17 protein-coding genes are annotated in these 19,829 nt (G+C 67.8%); 8 read left to right on the top strand and 9 right to left on the bottom strand.

What is annotated here, in order from left to right; genetic code table 11:
- The first annotated feature begins 71 nt into the window (after positions 1 to 71).
- Entirely contained in the window at positions 72 to 1,283 is a 1,212-nt protein-coding gene (zigA, locus tag FGS76_RS17825) for a zinc metallochaperone GTPase ZigA (protein WP_138774010.1), read from the top strand.
- Between the two features lie 112 nt (positions 1,284 to 1,395).
- Positions 1,396 to 1,851 (top strand): Fur family transcriptional regulator, encoded by a 456-nt coding sequence (locus FGS76_RS17820; protein ID WP_138774009.1) that lies wholly within the window; start codon positions 1,396 to 1,398, stop codon positions 1,849 to 1,851.
- 26 nt (positions 1,852 to 1,877) lie between these two features.
- Here FGS76_RS17820 and FGS76_RS17815 read toward each other — a convergent pair whose 3' ends face one another.
- Entirely contained in the window at positions 1,878 to 2,378 is a 501-nt protein-coding gene (locus FGS76_RS17815) for a DUF1289 domain-containing protein (protein ID WP_138774008.1), read from the bottom strand.
- A 98-nt stretch (positions 2,379 to 2,476) separates the two neighbouring features.
- Here FGS76_RS17815 and FGS76_RS17810 point away from each other — a divergent pair, with 98 nt between their 5' ends.
- Complete coding sequence (locus FGS76_RS17810) at positions 2,477 to 3,259, top strand: AraC family transcriptional regulator (RefSeq protein ID WP_138774007.1); 783 nt, start codon at positions 2,477 to 2,479, stop codon at positions 3,257 to 3,259.
- A 69-nt stretch (positions 3,260 to 3,328) separates the two neighbouring features.
- Positions 3,329 to 3,937 carry a LysE family translocator gene (locus FGS76_RS17805; RefSeq protein WP_138774006.1) on the top strand — a complete coding sequence of 203 codons (609 nt, stop codon included), beginning with the start codon at positions 3,329 to 3,331 and terminating at the stop codon, positions 3,935 to 3,937.
- A 65-nt stretch (positions 3,938 to 4,002) separates the two neighbouring features.
- Here FGS76_RS17805 and FGS76_RS17800 read toward each other — a convergent pair whose 3' ends face one another.
- The 3 genes from FGS76_RS17800 to egtB form a co-directional block, all read right to left on the bottom strand.
- Entirely contained in the window at positions 4,003 to 4,536 is a 534-nt protein-coding gene (locus FGS76_RS17800) for a thioesterase family protein (RefSeq protein WP_138774005.1), read from the bottom strand.
- A 242-nt stretch (positions 4,537 to 4,778) separates the two neighbouring features.
- Complete coding sequence (gene egtD / locus FGS76_RS17795) at positions 4,779 to 5,753, bottom strand: L-histidine N(alpha)-methyltransferase (protein ID WP_240692593.1); 975 nt, start codon at positions 5,751 to 5,753, stop codon at positions 4,779 to 4,781.
- On the bottom strand, positions 5,725 to 7,029 hold the full coding sequence (egtB, locus tag FGS76_RS17790) for an ergothioneine biosynthesis protein EgtB (protein ID WP_138774004.1): 1,305 nt from the start codon (positions 7,027 to 7,029) through the stop codon (positions 5,725 to 5,727). Before egtB ends, egtD begins: the two co-directional genes overlap by 29 nt.
- A 232-nt stretch (positions 7,030 to 7,261) precedes the next feature.
- Between egtB and FGS76_RS17785 the strand changes: the two genes are divergently transcribed.
- Positions 7,262 to 8,032, top strand: coding sequence for a 3-hydroxyacyl-CoA dehydrogenase (locus FGS76_RS17785; protein WP_138774003.1), 771 nt, complete (start codon positions 7,262 to 7,264; stop codon positions 8,030 to 8,032).
- A gap of 79 nt (positions 8,033 to 8,111) precedes the next feature.
- Here the strand turns inward: FGS76_RS17785 and ppnN are convergent, their stop codons facing one another.
- Positions 8,112 to 9,476, bottom strand: a complete 1,365-nt coding sequence (ppnN, locus tag FGS76_RS17780; RefSeq protein ID WP_138774002.1) for a nucleotide 5'-monophosphate nucleosidase PpnN — start codon at positions 9,474 to 9,476, stop codon at positions 8,112 to 8,114.
- A 403-nt stretch (positions 9,477 to 9,879) separates the two neighbouring features.
- Positions 9,880 to 10,983, bottom strand: a complete 1,104-nt coding sequence (dinB, locus tag FGS76_RS17770) for a DNA polymerase IV (protein ID WP_138774000.1) — start codon at positions 10,981 to 10,983, stop codon at positions 9,880 to 9,882.
- Between the two features lie 147 nt (positions 10,984 to 11,130).
- Between dinB and FGS76_RS17765 the strand changes: the two genes are divergently transcribed.
- The gene (locus FGS76_RS17765; RefSeq protein ID WP_138773999.1) at positions 11,131 to 12,789 is read left to right on the top strand and encodes an FAD-dependent monooxygenase; all 1,659 of its coding nucleotides are present in this window, start codon (positions 11,131 to 11,133) and stop codon (positions 12,787 to 12,789) included.
- A gap of 66 nt (positions 12,790 to 12,855) precedes the next feature.
- Here FGS76_RS17765 and FGS76_RS17760 read toward each other — a convergent pair whose 3' ends face one another.
- Positions 12,856 to 14,538, bottom strand: coding sequence for a trypsin-like serine protease (locus FGS76_RS17760; RefSeq protein WP_138773998.1), 1,683 nt, complete (start codon positions 14,536 to 14,538; stop codon positions 12,856 to 12,858).
- A 115-nt stretch (positions 14,539 to 14,653) separates the two neighbouring features.
- Positions 14,654 to 15,610 (bottom strand): GGDEF domain-containing protein, encoded by a 957-nt coding sequence (locus tag FGS76_RS17755; protein WP_138773997.1) that lies wholly within the window; start codon positions 15,608 to 15,610, stop codon positions 14,654 to 14,656.
- Positions 15,611 to 15,808: 198 nt separating this feature from the next.
- Here FGS76_RS17755 and ppc point away from each other — a divergent pair, with 198 nt between their 5' ends.
- Entirely contained in the window at positions 15,809 to 18,472 is a 2,664-nt protein-coding gene (ppc, locus tag FGS76_RS17750) for a phosphoenolpyruvate carboxylase (RefSeq protein ID WP_138773996.1), read from the top strand.
- Between the two features lie 192 nt (positions 18,473 to 18,664).
- A complete protein-coding gene (locus FGS76_RS17745) occupies positions 18,665 to 19,411 on the top strand; it encodes a dienelactone hydrolase family protein (protein ID WP_138773995.1) in 747 nt (248 codons plus the stop codon).
- A gap of 25 nt (positions 19,412 to 19,436) precedes the next feature.
- Here FGS76_RS17745 and FGS76_RS17740 read toward each other — a convergent pair whose 3' ends face one another.
- Positions 19,437 to 19,754, bottom strand: a complete 318-nt coding sequence (locus tag FGS76_RS17740) for a CDGSH iron-sulfur domain-containing protein (RefSeq protein WP_138773994.1) — start codon at positions 19,752 to 19,754, stop codon at positions 19,437 to 19,439.
- Positions 19,755 to 19,829: the final 75 nt, after the last annotated feature.

The following is a 19,829-nucleotide window of genomic DNA, read 5'->3' as shown; positions in this document are numbered from 1 at the left end:
GCTGTCCCTTGTCTTTTTATTGTTACGTTATAACATATGCAGCCCCAAGTGCTTTGCCCGAGAGATTCCCCATGACCGATAACCGCCTGCCGGTGACCGTGCTGTCCGGCTTTCTTGGCGCCGGCAAGACCACGGTGCTGAACCACATTCTCAATAATCGTGACGGCCGCCGGGTGGCGGTGATCGTTAACGACATGAGTGAAATCAACATCGACGCCAGCCTGGTGAACCAGCAGGTGAGCCTGAACCGGTCCGAGGAAAAGCTGGTGGAGATGAGCAACGGCTGCATTTGCTGCACCCTGCGCGAGGATCTGCTGCTGGAGGTGCGACGGTTGGCCGCCGAGGGCCGGTTCGATTACCTGGTGATCGAGTCCACCGGCATTTCCGAGCCGCTGCCGGTGGCGGAGACCTTCACTTTCGAGGACGAAAGCGGCGAGAGCCTGTCGTCGGTGGCGCGGCTGGACACCCTGGTGACGGTGGTGGACGGCGCCAATTTCGCCACCGATTACCAGCGCGCCGCCGAGCTGCGTGACACCGGCGAGAGCCTGGGCGAGGAAGACGAGCGCAACGTGGCGGACCTGCTGGTGGACCAGATCGAGTTCTGCGATGTGCTGCTGGTGAGCAAGACCGATCTGATCGACGAGGCACAACGGCGCTCGGTGATCGGCATGCTGCGCGCGCTCAATCCAGAGGCGGAGATCGTGCCGATCAGCCAGGGCGCGGTGCCGCTGGACAAGGTGCTGGACACCGGCCGTTTCGATTTCGAGCGCGCCAGCCTGGCGCCGGGCTGGCTCAAGGAAATGCGCGGTGAGCATACGCCGGAGACCGAGGAATACGGTATTTCCAGCTTCACCTATACCGCCCGGCGGCCGTTCCATCCGCGCCGCTTTCACGATTTTCTGCATCGCCAGTGGGACAACGGCAAGCTGCTGCGCTCCAAGGGCTATTTCTGGCTGGCCTCGCGGCCGCAGCTGGCCGGCACCTGGAGCCAGGCCGGCGGCATCGCCCACCATGGCGTGGCGGGGTTGTTCTGGAAGGCGGTGCCGGAAGCCCGCTGGCCGGAGGACCCGGAAACGTTGGCCTTTATCCGCGAAAAATGGGTGGAGCCGTTCGGCGATATGCGCCAGGAACTGGTGTTCATCGGCCAGAACATGGACCCGGCGATCACCCGGGCGGCGCTGGATGCCTGCCTGCTCAGCGAGGCGGAGACCCTGGCCGGGCCGGACCACTGGCGCACCCTGGACGACCCCTTTCCGGACTGGGGTTGGGCGGAGGCCGGATGAGACCGGCGGATGACAGCCCTGTTCAAGCGGCGCCGATGACCGGATAATATAACGTCGCGCCGGGGGCCCGCCCGGCGCTATCCATCCTGATACGGGCGCGGCGGGAGCAAAGATGGCGGACAACCGGGAAGCACAGCTGGACATCGCGCAACGGCGCTGCGAGGCCCAGGGCCTGCGGCTGACCGCCCAGCGGCGCCAGGTCATGGGGTTGCTGCTGGGCCATGATGCGCCGGTCAGCGCCTATGATCTGCTGGATGAGCTGCAGCGTGAGCACCAGCCCGGCGCCAAGCCGCCCACCATCTACCGGGCACTGGATTTCCTGGTGTCCGCCGGGCTCGCCCATCGGCTGGCCTCCACCAACCGTTACCTGGCCTGCGACCATCTGGCCTGTGACCACGGCCATGAGGCCGGCACCCTGTTTCTGGTTTGCGATGAATGCGGCGTGGTGCGCGAGGCGCCCATGGACAGCCCGCTGCGCCGGCAGTTGAGCCGCAGTCTGGACCGGGAAGGGTTCCGGGCCGACGCCCAGCCGTTGGAGATGCACGGTCGTTGTGAGCGTTGTGGTTGATCGCGACTGAAGTCGCGATCCAGCCCCTAAAACAACCCCTTTTCCCGCGCCGCATGGCGCACCAGCTCCCCGGTGATGCCCACCGGCCGGCCAAACGAACGGTCGTAGTGGGCCTGGTTGAGGGCGTGGCATTCCTTGCTGATGCGGTCGTACAGTTCCCGGGGCGCCTGCCCCTCGGCGTCGGGCAGGGCGCGCAACCCGAACACCGCGTAATCGATGCGCTGCCGACCGGCGGCCTTGAGCAGCTCCGGCACCCAACCCTCCGGCGACAGCTGGGTCTGGTAACGCAGGTTCTGATAGTCCATCTGCGCGGCCAGGGCGCCGGCGTCCACCACCTGGAAGTAATTACTCACCACCAGCGTCAGCAACTGGTCCAGGCGCCGCCAGACCAGCCGTTTCTGTTCCTCGGAATAGGCGTTCCAGTCCACCACTTCATGGCTGAAGCGGCGGCAGCCACGGCAGACGGTATCGCCGAAGACCGTGGAACAGACGCCGATGCAGGGGGTGCCGATGCGGGATTTACTCATGGGGCGGATTGTAACGGTGAAGCGGTGGGCGGTCGACGGTATCGTGCCGCCCGGGCGGCCGGGGTAAAATGGCGTCCTTGTTATTGATTGGAGGCGTCATGCCGCCGTCCACCTCCCGCCTGTGGCGTGACCCTCAGCTGCCGTTCGTGGAGAGCCGGCGGGCCAGCGACAGCCTGGCCTGCTATCGCCCGCACAGCCATTCCACCTGGTCCATCGGCGTGGTGGACCGGGGCCACAGCGATTTCCGCTGTCCCGGCGCCGGCCGTATTCTGACGCCGGGCAGCCTGATCAGCATTCCCGCCTGGCTGCCGCACTCCTGCAATCCCCTGCCCGGGCGGGCCTGGGGCTATCAGATGCTGTATGTGGACGTGGCCTGGATGCGGCGCTGGGCGGGCCCCCTGCCCACGGCGGTGCAGGTGGGCGAGGACCCGGACGCCTATGAGCGCTTCCAGCGCCTCAACGATTGCCTGTTTTCGGGCCGCTCGGCGCGGCACAAGGCGGCGGCCCTGGCCGCCTTTCTGAGCCGGGGCGACTGGCGGGGCGATCCTGTAGTGGGCCCGCCGCCGGCGGCGCCGGAGCTGGAGCCGGTGCGCCGCTGGTTGGCGGAGCCCCTGGCGGAGGCACCGTCCTTGCCGGCCCTGGCGGCGCGGCTGGGGTTGAGCCGCTACCAGTTGATCCGCCGTTTCCAGGGCGCCACCGGCATGACCCCCCACGCCTACCGGCTGGACCGGCGCATCGACCGGGCCCGCGCCTTGCTGCGCCAGGGCGCCGACCTGACCCGGGTGGCCCATGACCTGGGCTTCGCCGATCAGAGTCACTTCCAGCGGGCCTTCAAGGAGCGGGTGGCGATGACGCCGGGGTTCTACCGGCGCCCGCGCTGAGCGCACTTTTCTTCAATCCGCCGCCGGCGGCCCGGGCTAGGATGCGCGCTTCCCCCGCAGGAGAGGCCCATGCTGGATTCGTTTATTCCCGTGGCCGGCGCCCACTTTCTGGCCCTGTTGAGCCCCGGCCCGGATTTCATTCTGATCGCGCGCAGCGCCCTGGTGTCCGGCTGGCGGACGGCGGCGGCGGTGTGTGTCGGGGTGGCCCTGGGCAACGGTGTCTTTATCGCCCTGGCGGTGGGCGGTTTCGCCCTGCTGGACCCGGACGGGCCGCTGTTCCGGGTGGTGCAGTGGGCGGGTGCCGCCTGGCTGTTCTACCTGGGGATACGGTTCTGGCGGGCCGCGTCCCGGGCGCCCGCCGGAGACGCCGGCACCGCCGCCACCTTGCACGGCCGCGCCGGTTTTCTCGCCGGGCTGGGGTCGGCGCTGCTCAACCCCAAGAACGGGCTGTTCTATATGGGGCTGTTCTCGCTGCTGGCGGCGCGGGCCACACCCACCGGCGTGCAGGCTCTCTATGGGCTGTGGATGTTCCTGGTGGTGCTGCTTTGGGATCTGCTGGTGGCGCGCCTGCTGGTGGCCCGGGGGCGGGCGCCGGGTCTGGCCCGCCACGGCCCCTGGGTGGAGCGCGCCGCCGGTCTGCTGTTGATCGCCCTGGCGTTCGGGGTGGTGCTGGCCTAGGCGGACATCGCGGCTGAAGCCGCTCCTACCCCGCCCCGTAGGAGCGGCTTCAGCCGCGATCCGCGCTAGGAATCAACATCGCGCTCGGTGAGACGCCGCTTGTTCTGCAGCAGGGTCTTCCAGTCGCGCACATAGTCCGGCAGCGGCGGGGACGTCAGATTCAGCCCGGTCATTTCCTGGAACGCCGGCGGGCTGATCGGCTTGCCCCCATACATATGGGCAAGCCGGTGCAGGGCATGGGTGTGCAGCTTGCGCTGGGATTCGAAGCGCTGGTCGTAATAGGTGTACTTGTCGTCCCAGCCCAGCAGCCGGGTGTGCACCTGGAAACGCTGGTAGGGGCGCAGCTCGCGGATATAGGCGATCTCGGTATTGGCCACCACGGTGCTGGCCCGGGCGGTGACGGTACGGTGCAGCAGCCCGGTGACCACCGCGTGTTCCAGCCGGCAGCGGTCCATGATTTTCACGTACTTGCCGGTGTTGAGCTGCAGATTCAGGTCGATATCCAGCAGGCCCACCCGGAAATCCAGTGCGATCACATCGAACAGGTCATGGGTGGGCGGGCGTTTGCGGCGGCGTGCCGCGCTGATCAGTTCCAGCATGAATGGTCGTTCCTTCCCCGGGCGCCGGCAGCGCCGGCTCGATACAGATTTTTCAGGATACAGGATACGCCGCCACCGGCCACGCCGTGCGGCGGAACCGCTCACCTCCGCGGCCAACCGCCCCGCGCCCGCGCCTTTGGCCCGCCCCCTCCGTGCCCCCCGTAGGAGCGGCTTCAGCCGCGATAGCCCGGCGTTTGATCGCGGCTGAAGATCGCCGCTGAAGCCGCTCCTACAGGGCCACGTCAGGCCACGCGGGCCAGATGAACGCTGAACAGGCCCTCGTCGTCCACCCAGCTGGCCACCGGCGAGAAGCCGGCCTCCACCAGTTCCCGGGAAAATCCCTCCACGGTGAACTTGTAGGAATTCTCGGTGTGGATTCGGGTGCCTTCCGGCAGTTCGATGCGCTGGTCGGCCACGGTAATGGCCTGATCCCGGCGGCACTCCAGATGCATTTCGATGCGGTGCAGGGTTTCGTTGTAGAACGCCCGGTGGGCGAAGGCGTCCGGGTCGAAGCCACAGCCCAGCCGCTGGTTCAGATGGTGCAGGGCGTTCAGATTGAAGGCGGCGGTGTGACCGGCGGCATCGTTGTAGGCGGCATTGAGCCGTGCCGGGTCCTTCTGCAGGTCGGCGCCGATCAGCAGGTAGCCCTGGCCGCCGGCCAGGCCGCGCAGGCCGAGCAGAAAGTCCCCCCGGGCCGCCGGCTCGAAGTTGCCGATGGTGGAACCGGGAAAGAACACCAGCCGGCGGCGGCCGCCGTCATCCACCGGGAAGCTGAGCGCCTGGGAATAGTCCGCGCACACCGCGCTGAAGTGCACCGCCGGGTAGCGCGGCGCCAGTTCCCGGGTGGCGCCGAGCAAACATTCCCGGGAAATTTCCAGGGGCATGTAGCCGCTGGGCCGCCAGCGGTCCAGCAGAATGCGCACCTTCTCGCAGCCGCCGGCGCCGGGCTCGGCGATCACCAGGTCCGACCCCAGCTCCGCGGCCATGGCGTCGGCGTGGTCCGCCAACAGGGACGCCTCTGTGCGGGTGGGGTAGTACTCCGGGGTGCGGGTGATGGCGTCGAACAGGGCGGAGCCGCGTTGGTCGTAAAAGTACTTGGGGTCCAGGGTGGGCCGGGGCGCCGACAGGGAGGTGGCCACCTCCCGGGCGGCGTCGATCATGGGCGGCTGTAAATCCAGAAAGGTCAGGTTAGGCAAGAGTCGTTGCGGACGGGCCACGGGGTGCCTCCATGCTCTGGGCCAGACGAACGCCGCTGAACTGCCAGCGCAGATGGGGGTAAAAGAAATTGCGATAGCTGGCGCGCAGGTGGTCCCGGTGGCTGGCGCAGGAGCCGCCGCGCAGCACCATCTGGTTGCTCATGAACTTGCCGTTGTATTCGCCCACGGCGCCGGCCGCCGGCGCGAAACCCGGGTAGGGCAGATAGGCGCTGCCGGTCCATTCCCAAACGTCGCCGAACAGTTGCAGGGGCGCGTCCCGATCATCGCCATCCACCGCCACCGAGGGATGGAAGCGGCCGTTGCCCACGAAGCCGCCGGCCACCGGCCGCCGGGCGGCGGCGTGTTCCCATTCCGCCTCGGTGGGCAGACGCTTGCCGCACCAGCGGGCAAAGGCGTCCGCCTCGTAGTAATTGAGGTGGGCCACCGGTTCGTGCAGCTGGATCGGGCGGCGCCCGGCCAGGGTGTAGTACTCCGGTGCGCCGTCCTCCAGAAACCAGTACAGCGGCGCCGTGGCGCCGCTGGCGCGCACCCAGTCCCAGCCGTCGGACAGCCACAGCTCCGGGCGCCGGTAGCCGCCGTCATCAATGAACGCCAGGTATTCGGCGCAGGTGCTGGGCCGGTTGGCCAGGGCAAAGGGTTCCAGCCATTGCCGGTGGCGCGGGGTTTCATTGTCGAAGCAGAAGGGGGCATCGTCAGCGGCGCCGATTTCCACCAGGCCGCCGGGGTAATCCAGCCAGCGGAATTCCGCCGCCGTGGCGCCGTCGTCATCCCGGGGCCGGTACACCGGCCACAGCGGGTTGTAGGAGAAACTGTGCTTGATATCGGTGAGCAGCAGCTCCTGGTGCTGCTGTTCGTGTTCGATGCCCAGCGCCACCAGGGCCTGTAATCGCGGGTCGTCGTCGCTGGCCAGCAGGGTCTGCAGGGCCTCGTCCACCCGGGCGCGCCAGCGCCGCACGGTGTCGGTGTCCGGCCGCGACAGCAGATGCCGCTGCGGGCGCGGGTACTGGGCGCCGACGCCGTTGTAATAGCTGTTGAACAGGTACTCGAAGCGTTCGTCGAAGGGGCGGTAGCCGGCGACCCGGGGCTTGAGGATAAAGGTCTCGAAAAACCAGGTGGTGTGCGCCAGATGCCAGCGTGGCGGGCTTACCTCCGGACAGGCCTGCAGGCCCATGTCCTCGACCCCCAGCGGCTCGCACAGGGTTTCACTGAAACGCCGGGTGTCGGCCAGCCGTTCGCCGAGGCCGGGGCCTTGAGGCTGGCTGTCAGGCTGACTCATGGCAATCCCCTTGCTGATAGCGGATGGTAACCAGAATGCGCACACCGTTGAGCGGAAGCAACAATGTCGGGCGGCTTGACCTTCGCTATAGTACTTTTTTGCGTGATTTTAACTTTGATCGCGGCTGAAGCCGCTCCTGCGGTGCACCGTAGCAGCGGCTTCAGCCGCGATACCCCGGAGCAAGCCGGTCGGCGCTCCGCTTCAGCCGCGATCCACAACATAGGGAGTCAGTATGAACATTGAAGGTAAAGTCGCCGTGATCACCGGGGCCGCCTCCGGCCTGGGCCTGGCCACCGCGCAAGCGCTGGTCGCCAAGGGCGGCAAGGTGATGATCCTGGACCGTGACGAGGACAAAGGCGCCCGGGCCGCCGCCGAGCTGGGCGACGCCGCCGCCTTCGTGGCCACCGACGTGACCGACGAAGCCTCGGTGAAGGCCGCCATCGACGCCACCAAGGACAAGTTCGGCGCCATCCATCTTTGCGTCAACTGCGCCGGCGTGGGCTCCGCCATGAAGACCGTGGGCCGGGACAACCAGCCCCACGACCTGGGCGTGTTCAATATGGTGGTTCAGATCAACCTGATCGGCACCTTCAATGTGGCGCGACTGGCGGCGGCGGTGATGGCCGAGAACGAACCCGGTGAGGACAACGAGCGTGGCGTGATCGTCAACACCGCCTCGGTGGCCGCCTTCGACGGCCAGGTGGGCCAGGTGGCCTACGCCGCCACCAAGGGCGGCGTGGTGGGCATGACCCTGCCCATGGCCCGGGACCTGGCCCAGTTCGGCATCCGCGTGAACACCATCGCCCCGGGCATCTTCAACACCCCGCTGATGAACGCCGCCCCGGACAAGGTGAAGATGCCGCTGATCGAAATGACCCAGTTCCCGAAACGCCTGGGCGACCCGCCGGAATACGCCGCCCTGGTCTGCCATATGGCGGAGAACACCTTCCTTAACGGCGAAACCATCCGGTTGGATGGCGGGATTCGTATGCAGCCGCGTTGAGCGGCCGGTGATCGCGACTAAAGTCGCTCCTACAGTGTGGGTGTATTGACGGTAGGAGCGGCTTCAGCCGCGATCACGATCACTCCAACACGTAACAAGGCTCGTAGTGGCTGCCGGGCAGCTTCATGCGGCTTTGTGCCACGAACGATTGCAGCAGCACGTCCAGTTGGGCCATCAGGCCCGGTTCGGCGCTGAGCCGGTAGGGGCCGTGTTCCTCGATGGCCTGGATGCCGGTTTCCTTGACGTTGCCGGCGACGATGCCGGAGAACGCCCGGCGCAGGTTGGCCGCCAGGTCGAACACCGGCAGTTGCTTGTGCAGGGCCAGGGCGGCCATGGCCTCGTGGCTGGGGTGGAAGGGGCGCTGGAAGTCCACCGGCACCGACAGCCGCCAGTTGTAGTAGAAGGCGTCGTCGTGCTCGCGGCGGTATTCGGTGAGCTTGCGCACCCCGTCACGGACCGCCAGGGCCACCGCCTCCGGGTCGTCGACGATGATCCGGTAGCGCTTGGCGGCGTCGTCGCCCAGGGCATAGCGGATAAAGGTGTCGATCTGGCGGAAGTACTCGGCGCTGTGGGCCGGGCCGGTGAAGATCACCGGCAGCGGAATGTCCTTGTTGTCCGGGTGCAGCAGCACGCCCAGCAGGTAGAGGATTTCCTCGGTGGTGCCAACGCCGCCGGGGAACACGATGATGCTGTGGGCGATGCGCAGAAACGCCTCCAGGCGCTTCTCGATGTCCGGCATGATCACCAGTTCGTTGACGATCGGGTTGGGTGCCTCGGCGGCGATGATGCCCGGCTCCGAGATGCCCAGATAGCGGCCCTTGCGGTTACGTTGCTTGGCGTGGGCCACATGGGCGCCCTTCATCGGGCCCTTCATGGCGCCGGGGCCGCAGCCGGTGCAGATGTCCAGGCCGCGCAGGCCGAGCTGGTAGCCCACGCTCTTGGAGTAATCGTACTCCTCCCGGGAAATCGAATGGCCGCCCCAGCACACCACCAGGTTGGGCCGCTCGCCGGCGTGCAGGGTGCCGGCGTTGCGCAGGATATGGAACACCGCGTTGGAGATGCCCTCGGTGCTGTCCAGATCGAAGCGCCCGCCGTGCTCGATTTCGTTGGCCACGTAGACGATGTCGCGCAGCACCGCTGACAGGTGCTCGCGGATGCCGCGGATCATGCGGCCATCGACGAAGGCGCCGGCGGGGGCATTGTCCAGCTTGAGCATCAGGCCCCGGTCTTCCTGGATTACCTGGATTTCAAAGTCCTTGTAGGTTTCCAGCACCTGGCGGCTGTCGTCGGTGGGGGTGCCGGCGTTCAGCACTGCCAGGGCGCAGCGCCGCAGCAGATCATGCAGACCCTTGGCGGAGGTATCGCGCAGGCGTTCCACCTCCTGCTGGCTGAGCACTTCCAGGCTGCCTTCCGGGGCGACGATGGTGGAGACGGTGGCGGTCATAACTGTCCTATTTCGAACGGCGGTTGTGGCGTTACAGGGTGAAGGATACAGGATACAGGAGTCGGTCGTGGCCGGGCGGGGTGCCGCTGCAGCCTTGATCAGACCACCGGCGGTTTGACGGAAATCAGTTTTTACAGGATTTCATCGCCACTCCTCCGTTCGCCGGATGCCAAACCGTGCTGATTTGGGCCACTATGAGGCCCTCGGCGTGAAGGCGCCATCGGCCGAAAAGCCCCGGAGTTTGGCATGTTGCTCAAGTATCTCAATCAACTCGACGACGCGGTGCGCGAACTGACCGTGCACCCCGGCCCGGACGCGGTTACCCGGCGCGATGAGAGCGTGCGGGTGCTGGAGGACTACCTGAATACCCAGATGGAGCCGGTGGCCCGGCGCGGCCGCGAGATCATGCACCAGTGCCTGGCCCGCGCCGATCACGCAGGGCCCGCGCCCGCTCCTCCGGAAACAGATCGGCCTGGAGCGGTTCCTTCAGGTCCTTGAGGCGCACCCCCACGCCCAACAGCCTGGCCGGGGCCGGGTGCCGCTCCCACAGCTGGCTCAGCAGCCGCTCGAAGGGAGCCCGCTCCAGCCGGTCCCCACCCTGATCGGCGCTGACGATGCGAAAGTCGTTGTAGCGCACCTTCACCGTCAGCCCCTGGATGATGTAGTGGGCATCCAGCCGGGCAATGCGCTGTTCCAGCCGTTCCAGCAGATCGTCCAGTTCACGCAGCCAGTCGGCCAGCGTGCGTTTGTCCTCGTGGTAGGTTTTCTCCACACTCACTGACTTGCGCCGCCGGCTGGTTTGCACCGGCCGGTCGTCCTCGCCCCGGGCCAGGTGGTAAAGCCGCTCACCGAAACTGCCGAAATGATGGGCCAGTTCCAGGCGGCCCAGGCGCTGCAGGTCGCCACAGGTATGCACGCCCAGCGCCGCCAGCTTATCCTCGGTGACCCGGCCCACGCCGGAGATGCGCTTGACCGGCAGGGTGGCGACGAACGCCTCCACCCGGTCCGGGGGAATCACGAACAGCCCGTCCGGTTTGTTCCAGTCGCTGGCCACCTTGGCCAGGAACTTGTTGGGCGCCACCCCGGCGGACACGGTGATGTTCAGGCTGGCGCGCACCTTCTGGCGGATCGCCTCGGCGATGCGGGTGGCGCTGTTGGCGTGCAGCGGGCTCTCCGACACATCCAGAAACGCTTCGTCCAGGGAGAGGGGCTCGATAATGTTGGTAAAGGTGCGAAAAATATCCTGGATTTGCCCGGACACCCGGCGGTATTTATCGAAATCCGGGCGCAGAATCACCAGCTCCGGGCACAGCCGCAGGGCCTGGGACGAGGCCATCGCCGAGCGCACGCCGAAGTCCCGGGCCGGATAGTTGCAGGTGGCGATCACGCCGCGCCGGTTGGGGTCGCCGCCCACCGCCACCGGACGACCGCGCAGGCGCGGGTCGTCGCGCACCTCCACGGCGGCGTAGAAACAATCACAATCCACGTGGATGATTTTGCGGCTCACAGTACAGTGGAAAAATCGCGGCCACGGTTAACGTGGCGACAGTGGATGTAAGGAGTCCATCGAGAATGACGGCTTTTCATGGGACCAGGCTTCATGGCGCCAGGATAGCACTCCCCGGGGCGGAAGGATGATGGTAGCAGCATGGTAATGAACACGGGATCCTCCGCCCCCAAGGTATTGATCGTCGGCGCCGGCCCCACCGGTCTGACCCTGGGCATCAACCTGCTGCGTGCCGGGGTGCCCTGCCGGGTGATCGACAAGCTGCCGGAACCGCTGCCGTACTCCCGGGCCCTGGGCCTGCATGCCCGTACCCTGGAGATCTTTGACGCCATGGGCGTGCTGGCGGCGGTGCGCGCCGAGTCGCGGCCGCTGTCGCGGATCCGGGTGCACGGCGAAAAGGGTCCGCTGGCCGATCTGGACTTCAGCGAACTGGCGTCGCCGTTCCCGGAGCTACTGTGCTGCCCGCAGCCGCGCCTGGAAGCCTTGCTGGAACAGCGCTACCGGCGCCTGGGCGGTGACCTGTGGCGCGGCGCGGAATTACTGGAAGCCAGCCAGGACGGCTCCGGTGTCACCGCCGTGGTGCGTTACCGGGACCGGGACGAGGTGCTCGGTACCCAGATACTGGTGGGCGCCGACGGCGCCCATTCCCGGGTGCGCGAGCTGCTCGGGCTGCCGTTCGAGGGCCACGATTACCGTGAGCATTTTCTGCTCGCCGACGTGGACTGGGCGCCGCCGCAGCTGGACGACGACGCTTTCCACGGCTTTATGCTGGCGGAGGGCAACCTGGCGGCGATCCCCATGCCGGAAGGCTGGCGGCTGGTGATCAGCGAGAACGGCGACCCGGAAGACGAGGACCGCCCGCCCCGTCTGGAAGACTTCCAGGCACGGCTGCGCGCGGCCCTGGGTGACCAGGTGCCGCTGCCGGAGAGCGCCCGCTGGATGAGCCGTTTCACCATTCAGCGGCGTCTGGTCAGCCACTACCGGCGCAACCGCATTCTGCTGGCCGGCGACGCCTGCCATGTGCAGAGCCCGCTGGGCGCCCAGGGCATGAACACCGGCATCGGCGATGCCTTCAATCTGGCCTGGAAGCTGGTGCTGTTCTGCCGTGGCCACGGCGGCGGCAAGCTGCTGGACAGCTACCAGCAGGAGCGGCGGCCGGTGGCCGAGGAAATGCTGCGCGGGGTGGACGCCCTGTCGCGGGCCTCGCTGGTGCGCGCCCGGGTGCTGCGCGGCGCCCGGGATTCATTGATCAAGCTGGCCGGTGGCCGGCCGCGCATGAGCCGCCGGCTGGTGCGCCGCGCCAGCCAGCTGGACGTGCATTACCGCTATTCGCCGCTGGTGGACGCCGGCCCGGACGCGGAAATGGGCTGGCGCCACCAGGGGCCGCTGCCCGGTGACCGGGTGCCGGACGCCACCCTGGTGTCCCAGCGCGACGGCGGCGAGCGCCGGGTGCAGGCGCTGCTGCGTCAGCCGCTCCATCATTTGCTGGTGCAGCTCGGCGAGGAGCCGGATGCCCGGGTACGGGTGATTCTGCATGCGCTGCTGTCGCGGCTGCCCGACGAGTATCTGAACGAATTGCGGGTCACGGTGATCAGCCGGGGCGACCTGGAACTGGACCCGGCCCAGGGCGCCATGGCCCGGGCGGTGCATCTGTGGCGGGACGAGCAGGGTGCTTTCGAGGCCGCCTTCGGTGCCGCCAGCCGACTGTGGCTGATGCGCCCGGATGGCCATCTGGCCTACCGGGCGCCGCTCACCGACGCGGATTATCTGTTCGCCTATCTGGAGCGCATGCTGCGCGGCGCCTGAGCGCGCTTTATCGCGGCTGAAGCCGCTCCTACATCACCATCACTTACCGGCCATGTAGGAGCGGCTTCAGCCGCGATAGCGAGCCGCCACCAGCAAGGCCAGCAACATCCCCATCCATCCCAGGGCACCGCCGCCGCCACCACCGCCGCCTCCTGACGCGCCGCCGCTGGCGGAGGCGGTGTAGGTGAGCGGCAGGGTGGCGTCGTTATTGTCGGTGGGGAAGTCGCCGCCATTGGCATTCACGCTCAGGCCCAGGTTGCCTTCCTGGAGCGTGCCGGTGACCAGCGTCAGGGTGAAAGAGGTGCTCTCCTCGGCGGCCAGGTTGCCCACCTGGCACACCGTTTCGCAGGGCACCGAACTGTCCTGGAGGATGGTGCCGGACGGCAGCGACGGCGTCACCGTGACCTGGCTGGCGTCGGCGCCACTGACGGTGCTCAGGTTGCGCACCGTCACCTCCACCTCGGCCACGCCCTGGCCGTTGCCGTCGCGGCTGGACGCGGTGATGCGGGCTGCCACCGCCAGGTCCGCCTGGTCGGAGAAAATCAGCGTCAGCTCGTGGCGGTTGTTCTTGACCCGGTATTCCTCCTGGTCGGCGCCGGCGTTCAGGACCAGGGTGGCCTGGGCCGGGGTGGCCAGGCCGTCGTAGCTGGCGGTCAGCGCCACCTGCTCGGTGCGGTTGATCAGGGCGGTGCCCAGGGTGGCGGAGGAGTTGTAGCAGGGGTTGTTCAGCAGGTTGCAGCTTTGCCCGCCCAGCGTCACGTTCAGATCGTTGTCGCCGCCCACCGCGATGGCGGCGCCGGTGACGTTGTTGCTCTGGCTGCGGTTGGCCAGGGTCAGGGTGCGGGAAACGGTGCCCGCCGCCGCCGCGTACAGCCGCTCGCCGGTGTTCTCCAGGGCCAGGTCCACCAGCGGGTCGCTGGCTTGGGCGGTGGCGGATTCCACGAAGCCGATCTGGCTGCTCAGATTGGTGTACACCGAGGGCAGCTCGTCGGCGCAGTTGACCTGGCCGTAGCTGGTCAGGCCAACCACGTAGGGGGCGCTGTCCTGGCCGATGAACAGCGGGCCGCCGCTGTCGCCGATGCAGGTGTCCTGCTGCTGGCCGTCCAGGGGGTTCAGTTCATCGGCGCACACCATGGTGGCGGTGTTGAAGTTGCCGCTGCCCCATTGGTTCAGGCAGGTGGCGGTGGGCACGTAGTCCAGCTGGACCTGCTGCAGGCGGTTGGCCGGGGTGTTGCCGCCGGGCTGGGTGACGCCCCAGCCCAGGGCGGTGAGCGCCTCGTCGCGCTCGGCGGCGGACCGGCTCTGCAGCTCCTGGAACTGGGTGCTGCCGATCAGGCTGGGGCGCTGACTCATGGCCGGGCCGTTGATGCGCACCAGGGCGATGTCGTTATCGAATTCCCGGCCCTGGGTGCGCCGGAAGCCGTTCGGCACGTACAGGGCGGTGCCGGGGTAGGTGTTGCCGCTGTCGAGAAACACGCTGCCCAGCCGGATCTGGATGTCGGAGGCCTCCACCCGCTGGTCGTCCCCGGTGACCACGCAGTGGCCGGCGGTGACCACCCAGTTGGGGGTCAGCTGAGAGCCACCGCACAGGCCGAATTCCTGGCTCACCCGGAACGCCACGTCGACCTGGGCCATCCACGGCCAGCGCCCCTGCTGGGCGTTGTCGCCGCCGATAATGCGTGGCGCCGCCTGTTGGCCCCAGGCCGGCAAACACAGGGCGCCGCACAGCGCGATCCAATACGGTTTCATGCACTCTCCCCCACATCTTGGTATGGCCGCCAGAATACCGCGCCCGGTGCAGTATCGTGTGAGGAAAATAGTTACGCTTTGGTTAAGTGCCAGGTCGCGGGACGCCCGGCGGCGCTCAGCCCAGTGGCGAGGCGTGGGCCAGCCAGTGGGTGTCGTCGCTGCGGGTGCGGGGCATGGCGGTTTGCAGGTGATGCAGGGCCTGTTCCAGGGCGGCGTTGGCGCTGTGCAGGGTCATCACCGCCGCGCGCAGTCGCGGGCAGTCGCCGCGCAGATCGGCCAGCACGCTCTCGGCGGCACCGGCGGTGGTGCAGGGCAGCAGCAGCGCCAGGTGGTCCTCGTCGTAGCGGGCCACGATGTCGCTGCGGCGCAGGCGCTGGCCGACGATTTCCGCCAGGGCGTTGAGGTCCTCATCGTGGACCAGGGCCAGGGTCATCGGCGACGACAGGCGGTCGTGCAGGGGGATCAGCCAGCCGGCGGTGCTGGTCAGGGCGGCGCGGCTGATAAAGCCGGTCTGCGGATCGCGCCAGGCGTTCTCCATGGACTGCCGGGCCAGCTCCTGATTGCGCCAGATCATCAGACCGAAATAGAGCATGCAGACGGTGAGCGCGGCGAGCAGGAACAGGCTGGCGGAGGCGGCCGGGTCGAACGGGTCGCCGGCCTCGCCGTAGCTGATACGGATCGGCATGACGATCGCCAGCACCACCTCGGCGGCGGCCAGCATCACCAGGAAACGCTTCAGGCCATGCAGCAGGCCATTGCTGAGCACCGCCAGGAACAGCAGCGCCATGGTCGGCGGCGGCTGGCCGGCGTCGATCAGAATGACGATGCCGAGAATCGCCAGATCCAGCAGCGAAGCGAGCAGGGTGGCATGGGGGATGCGCGCCACCAGGAACAGCAATTGCAGGCCCAGGTAGGTGCCCGCCAGCACCCAGGGGGTCACCGTCGGCAGTTTGAAAAAGAAGGTCGCCGAATGGTTGAAGTAAAGCACCGCCAGGACCGCGAACAGGGCTCTTGCGACGTATTGCAGGATGATCACGCCCTGCTCCGTGGACATGCGGCTGGAGGTTTCCATGGTGCTCGACGGTTCCTTGGTTTGCTGCGCGCTATGTTGCTTCACCCCCGGTATGGAATAAAGATACCGGCTGGACGTTTGTTGTAAAAAAGCGCTTCACGGTCCAGTCCGGGACGCTGGAGCAGGATGGAATGCATTAGCATGCACCATCTGGGAGCAAAGAATGATGGCCGGGAGCACGGATTAATGGGAAGTGATATGGATCAGGACCAACACGCGCCGCTGCGCGAGGACGTGCGTCTGCTGGGTGAGGAACTGGGCGCGGTGCTGCGCGAGCAGGCCGGCGAGCGGCTCTACGACACCGTGGAAACGATTCGCCAGGCGGCGGTGGAAAGCCGCTCCCAGGGCGAGGTGGAGCTGGCGCGGCTGCGCGAACTGCTCGGCCCCCTGGACGACGCCACCCTGCTGGAAGTGGCGCGCGCCTTCAGCCAGTTCCTGAATCTGGCGAACATCGCCGAGCAGCACCACCGGGAACGGCTGCACCGCCGCCACGAACGCTACCCCGGCGACCCGGACACCGACCAGGGCCTGCGCCAGGTGCTGGCGGAACTGAACCAACAGGGCGTGCCCGCGGAGCGCATCCGCGAGACCCTGACGCCGCTGTCCGTGGAGTTGGTGCTCACCGCCCACCCCACCGAGGTGACCCGCCGCACCCTGATCCGCAAGTACGATCAGATGGCCGACCTGCTGGCCGAGCGCGACCGCCCGGACCTGACCACCGAGGAAGAGCACGGCCTGCGCCAGCGTCTGCGCGAACTGATCCTGTCCGCCTGGAGCACCGACGAAATCCGCCGCGAACGGCCCACCCCGGTGGACGAGGCCAAATGGGGCTTCGCGGTGATCGAGCAGTCGTTGTGGCGGGCGGTGCCCCGGGTCATGCGCGACATCGAGGCGGAGCTGGCCCTGGCCGGCCTGGACACGCCGTCCTCCGCCTGGGTACCGATTCGTTTCGCCTCCTGGATGGGCGGCGACCGGGACGGCAACCCCAACGTCACCGCCAGCGTCACCCGCGAGGTGCTGCTGCTGGCCCGCTGGATGGCCGCCGACCTGTACCTGCGCGACGTGGAGAACCTGCTCGCCGACCTGTCCATGCACCGGGCCAGCGACGAACTGCTGGCGCGCACCGGCCCCAGCCACGAACCCTACCGGGTGGTGCTGCGCGATGTGCGTGACCGCCTCAAGATCACCCGCCGACGCATGGAGGCCCTGGTGGAAGGGCGTCCGGTACCGGACGGCGAGGGCTTCACCGAAGGCCGCCAACTGCTCGACGAACTGCTGCTGCTCGACCGCTCCCTGCGGGAAGTGGGCCTGGCGGCCATCGCCGACGGCGAACTGAAGGACACTCTGCGCCGGCTCAACTGCTTCGGCATTACCTTGCTGTGCCTGGACGTGCGCCAGGAATCCACCCGGCACACCGCCGCGCTGGACGCCATTACCCGCTATCTGGGCCTGGGCGGCTACGGCGACTGGGACGAGGACCAGAAGCAGGCCTTTCTGCTGCGGGAACTGGAAAGCCGCCGGCCGCTGGTGGACGAGGCTTTCTACCGCTCCGACCTGTGCGACGGCGACGTGCGCGAGGTGCTGGAAACCTGCAAGGTGATCGCCGAGCAGGGCCCGGAAGGCCTGGGCGCCTACGTGATCTCCATGGCCCGGGGGCCGTCGGACGTGCTGGCGGTGATGCTGCTGCAAAAGATCGCCGGCGTGCGCCACCCGATGCGCGTGGTGCCCCTGTTCGAAACCCTGGACGACCTGAACAACGCCGGCGACACCATGGCCGCGTTGCTCGCCATTCCGCTCTACAAACACCGGGTGGTGGACGGCCAGGAAGTGATGATCGGCTATTCCGACTCGGCCAAGGACGCCGGCTTTCTGGGCGCCGCCTGGGCCCAGTTCAGCGCCCAGGAAAAACTCACCGGCCTGTTCCGCGACCAGGGTGTGCCCCTGACCCTGTTCCACGGCCGTGGCGGCTCCATTTCCCGGGGTGGTTCGCCCACCCGCATGGCGTTGCTGTCGCAGCCGCCCGGCTCGGTGGCGGGCCGTATCCGCGTCACCGAGCAGGGCGAGGTGATCCGCTTCAAATACGGCCGCCCCTCGGTGGCCGCCTACAATCTGGAGCAGTACGTGGCCGCCACCCTGGAAGCCACCTTGTTGCCCCCGGGGGAGCCCCAGGATGCCTGGCGCCGGCAGATGCAGAAGCTCACCGACGTATCGGTGCGCGGCTACCGGCAGGTGGTGCGGGACGATCCCGCGCTGGTGGGCTACCTGCGCACCGTCACCCCGGAAACCGAACTCAGCCGGCTGGCCCTGGGCAGCCGCCCGGCGCGCCGCAAACCCGGCGGCGGGGTGGAAACCCTGCGCGCCATTCCCTGGGTGTTCGCCTGGACCCAGATCCGCCTGATGTTGCCCGCCTGGCTGGGCACCGGCGCCGCCCTGGAAACGGCCCTGGACAGCCCGGAGGACACCGCCACGGTGCGTGCCATGGCCGAGCAGTGGCCGTTCTTCCAGGGCGTTATCGACATGCTGGAAATGGTGCTCGCCAAGGCCGACCCCCGGGTGGCCGCCTGGTATGAGGAACGGCTTACCGGGGACGCGGACCTGAAACGCCTGGGCGACACCCTGCGCCAGCGGCTGGCCGCCAGCGTCGACGCCCTGCACCGGCTCACCGGCCGCGAGGACCTGCTGGTCAACAACCCGGTGATGAGCTGGTCGATCCGGGTGCGCGATCCCTACACCGACCCGCTGCACCTGCTGCAGGCGGAGTTGATGGCGCGCCTGCGTGACCGTGACAGCGACGATGTGCTGGAAAGCGCCCTGATGGTGACCATCGCCGGCATCGCCGCCGGCATGCGCAACACCGGCTGACGCGGATCGCGGCTGAAGCCGCTCCTACAGTCATCCATTGTAGGAGCGGCTTCAGCCGCGATAAGTCGTTCGCAGTGATGGTAGGAGCGGCTTCAGCCGCGATCCGCCGTTCGGGCCAATCGGCGCGCACCGTCTGGCTTGCGGCGGAAACGGCGCTACTCTCGGGGAAAACAACCCGCGCAAGGAGCCACCATGACCGCCGCCATCGCCCACAACACCCACGTCACCCTGCCGGAGGGCCACCGCATGCGCGCGCGCTGGTACCGGCCGGCCCGCAACAATGGCCTGAACGCGGCGGTGATCGTGATCCACGACATCTTCGGCTTCACCGACGACCAGGCGCGCATCGCCGAACGGCTGGCGGACAATGGTTATCCGGTGCTGGCGCCGGACCTCTACGACCGCCCCGGGGTACGCGCCCTGTGCATGGCGCGCACCCTGCGCGACCATGAGCGCGGCCATGGCGCCGCGTTCGAACACCTGGAGGCCTGCCGCCGCTGGGTGCTGGAGCAGGACGAGGAGCCGGTGCGGTCGGTGGCGATGATGGGCTTCTGCATGGGCGGCCGCTTCGCGCTGCTGTTCGCCGCCCGCGGTGGCCTGCGGGTGGTGGCGCCGTTCTATGGCGGCGTGCCGCGCAGCGCCGGGGCGCTCACCGGCATTTGTCCGGTGGTGGGCGGCTGGGGCAAAAAAGACCTGATCTACGGCGGCCACGGGGAGCGCCTGGAGCGCCACCTCACCGACCTGGGCGTGCCCCACGACGTGAAAACCTACCCGGACGCCGGCCACTCCTACATGAACGACCACCAGACCTTCTACTTCAAGAAGCTGGCGGACTACAGTCCGCTGCGGGCCCGCTATCAGCCGGACGCCGCCGAGGACAGCTGGCAGCGGGTGCTGGCGTTTTTCAAAAACACCCTATCGGAACAGCTCTCGGCCTGACCCCTTCGAGCCTGGCCGGCGCCGGTCAGGCGCCGCCCCACCAGCGCCGCCACCAGGCCGCTTTGCCATTGTCCGTTTTCCCTTCGCGGCCGCGTTTCTTGCCACGCAGGCCCTTGTGGGCACCGTCGCAGTGCGGTGGCCGGCTGGTGGCGCCGCAGCCACAGAACAGCACGATCTCTTCCTTGGCGGCGGTGTAGGCCAGCCGGTCCGGCGCCGGGCAGTGTTCGTCGGTGCAGAACGGCGTCGTGTCGCTGTGCCCGCAGCGGCACCAGTGGCGGGTCTCGCCGGGCTGCATCCTGACCGGCTGGGGATAACGGGGCGGCGCCGGTTTTTGGTCACGCATGGTCGCTGTTCCTTGCTGGTGCCCGTGTCCGCCGCCGGCGGTGCCCGGGCCCGGTTGTCGCCGGATGGTCATATG

The sequence above is a fragment of the Alloalcanivorax gelatiniphagus genome, from assembly GCF_005938655.1.
In the GTDB taxonomy this organism is placed as follows: Bacteria; Pseudomonadota; Gammaproteobacteria; order Pseudomonadales; family Alcanivoracaceae; genus Alloalcanivorax; species Alloalcanivorax gelatiniphagus.
Note: the sequence above shows the minus strand (reverse complement) of the source record. Positions and strands in the feature narration are given on the sequence as shown.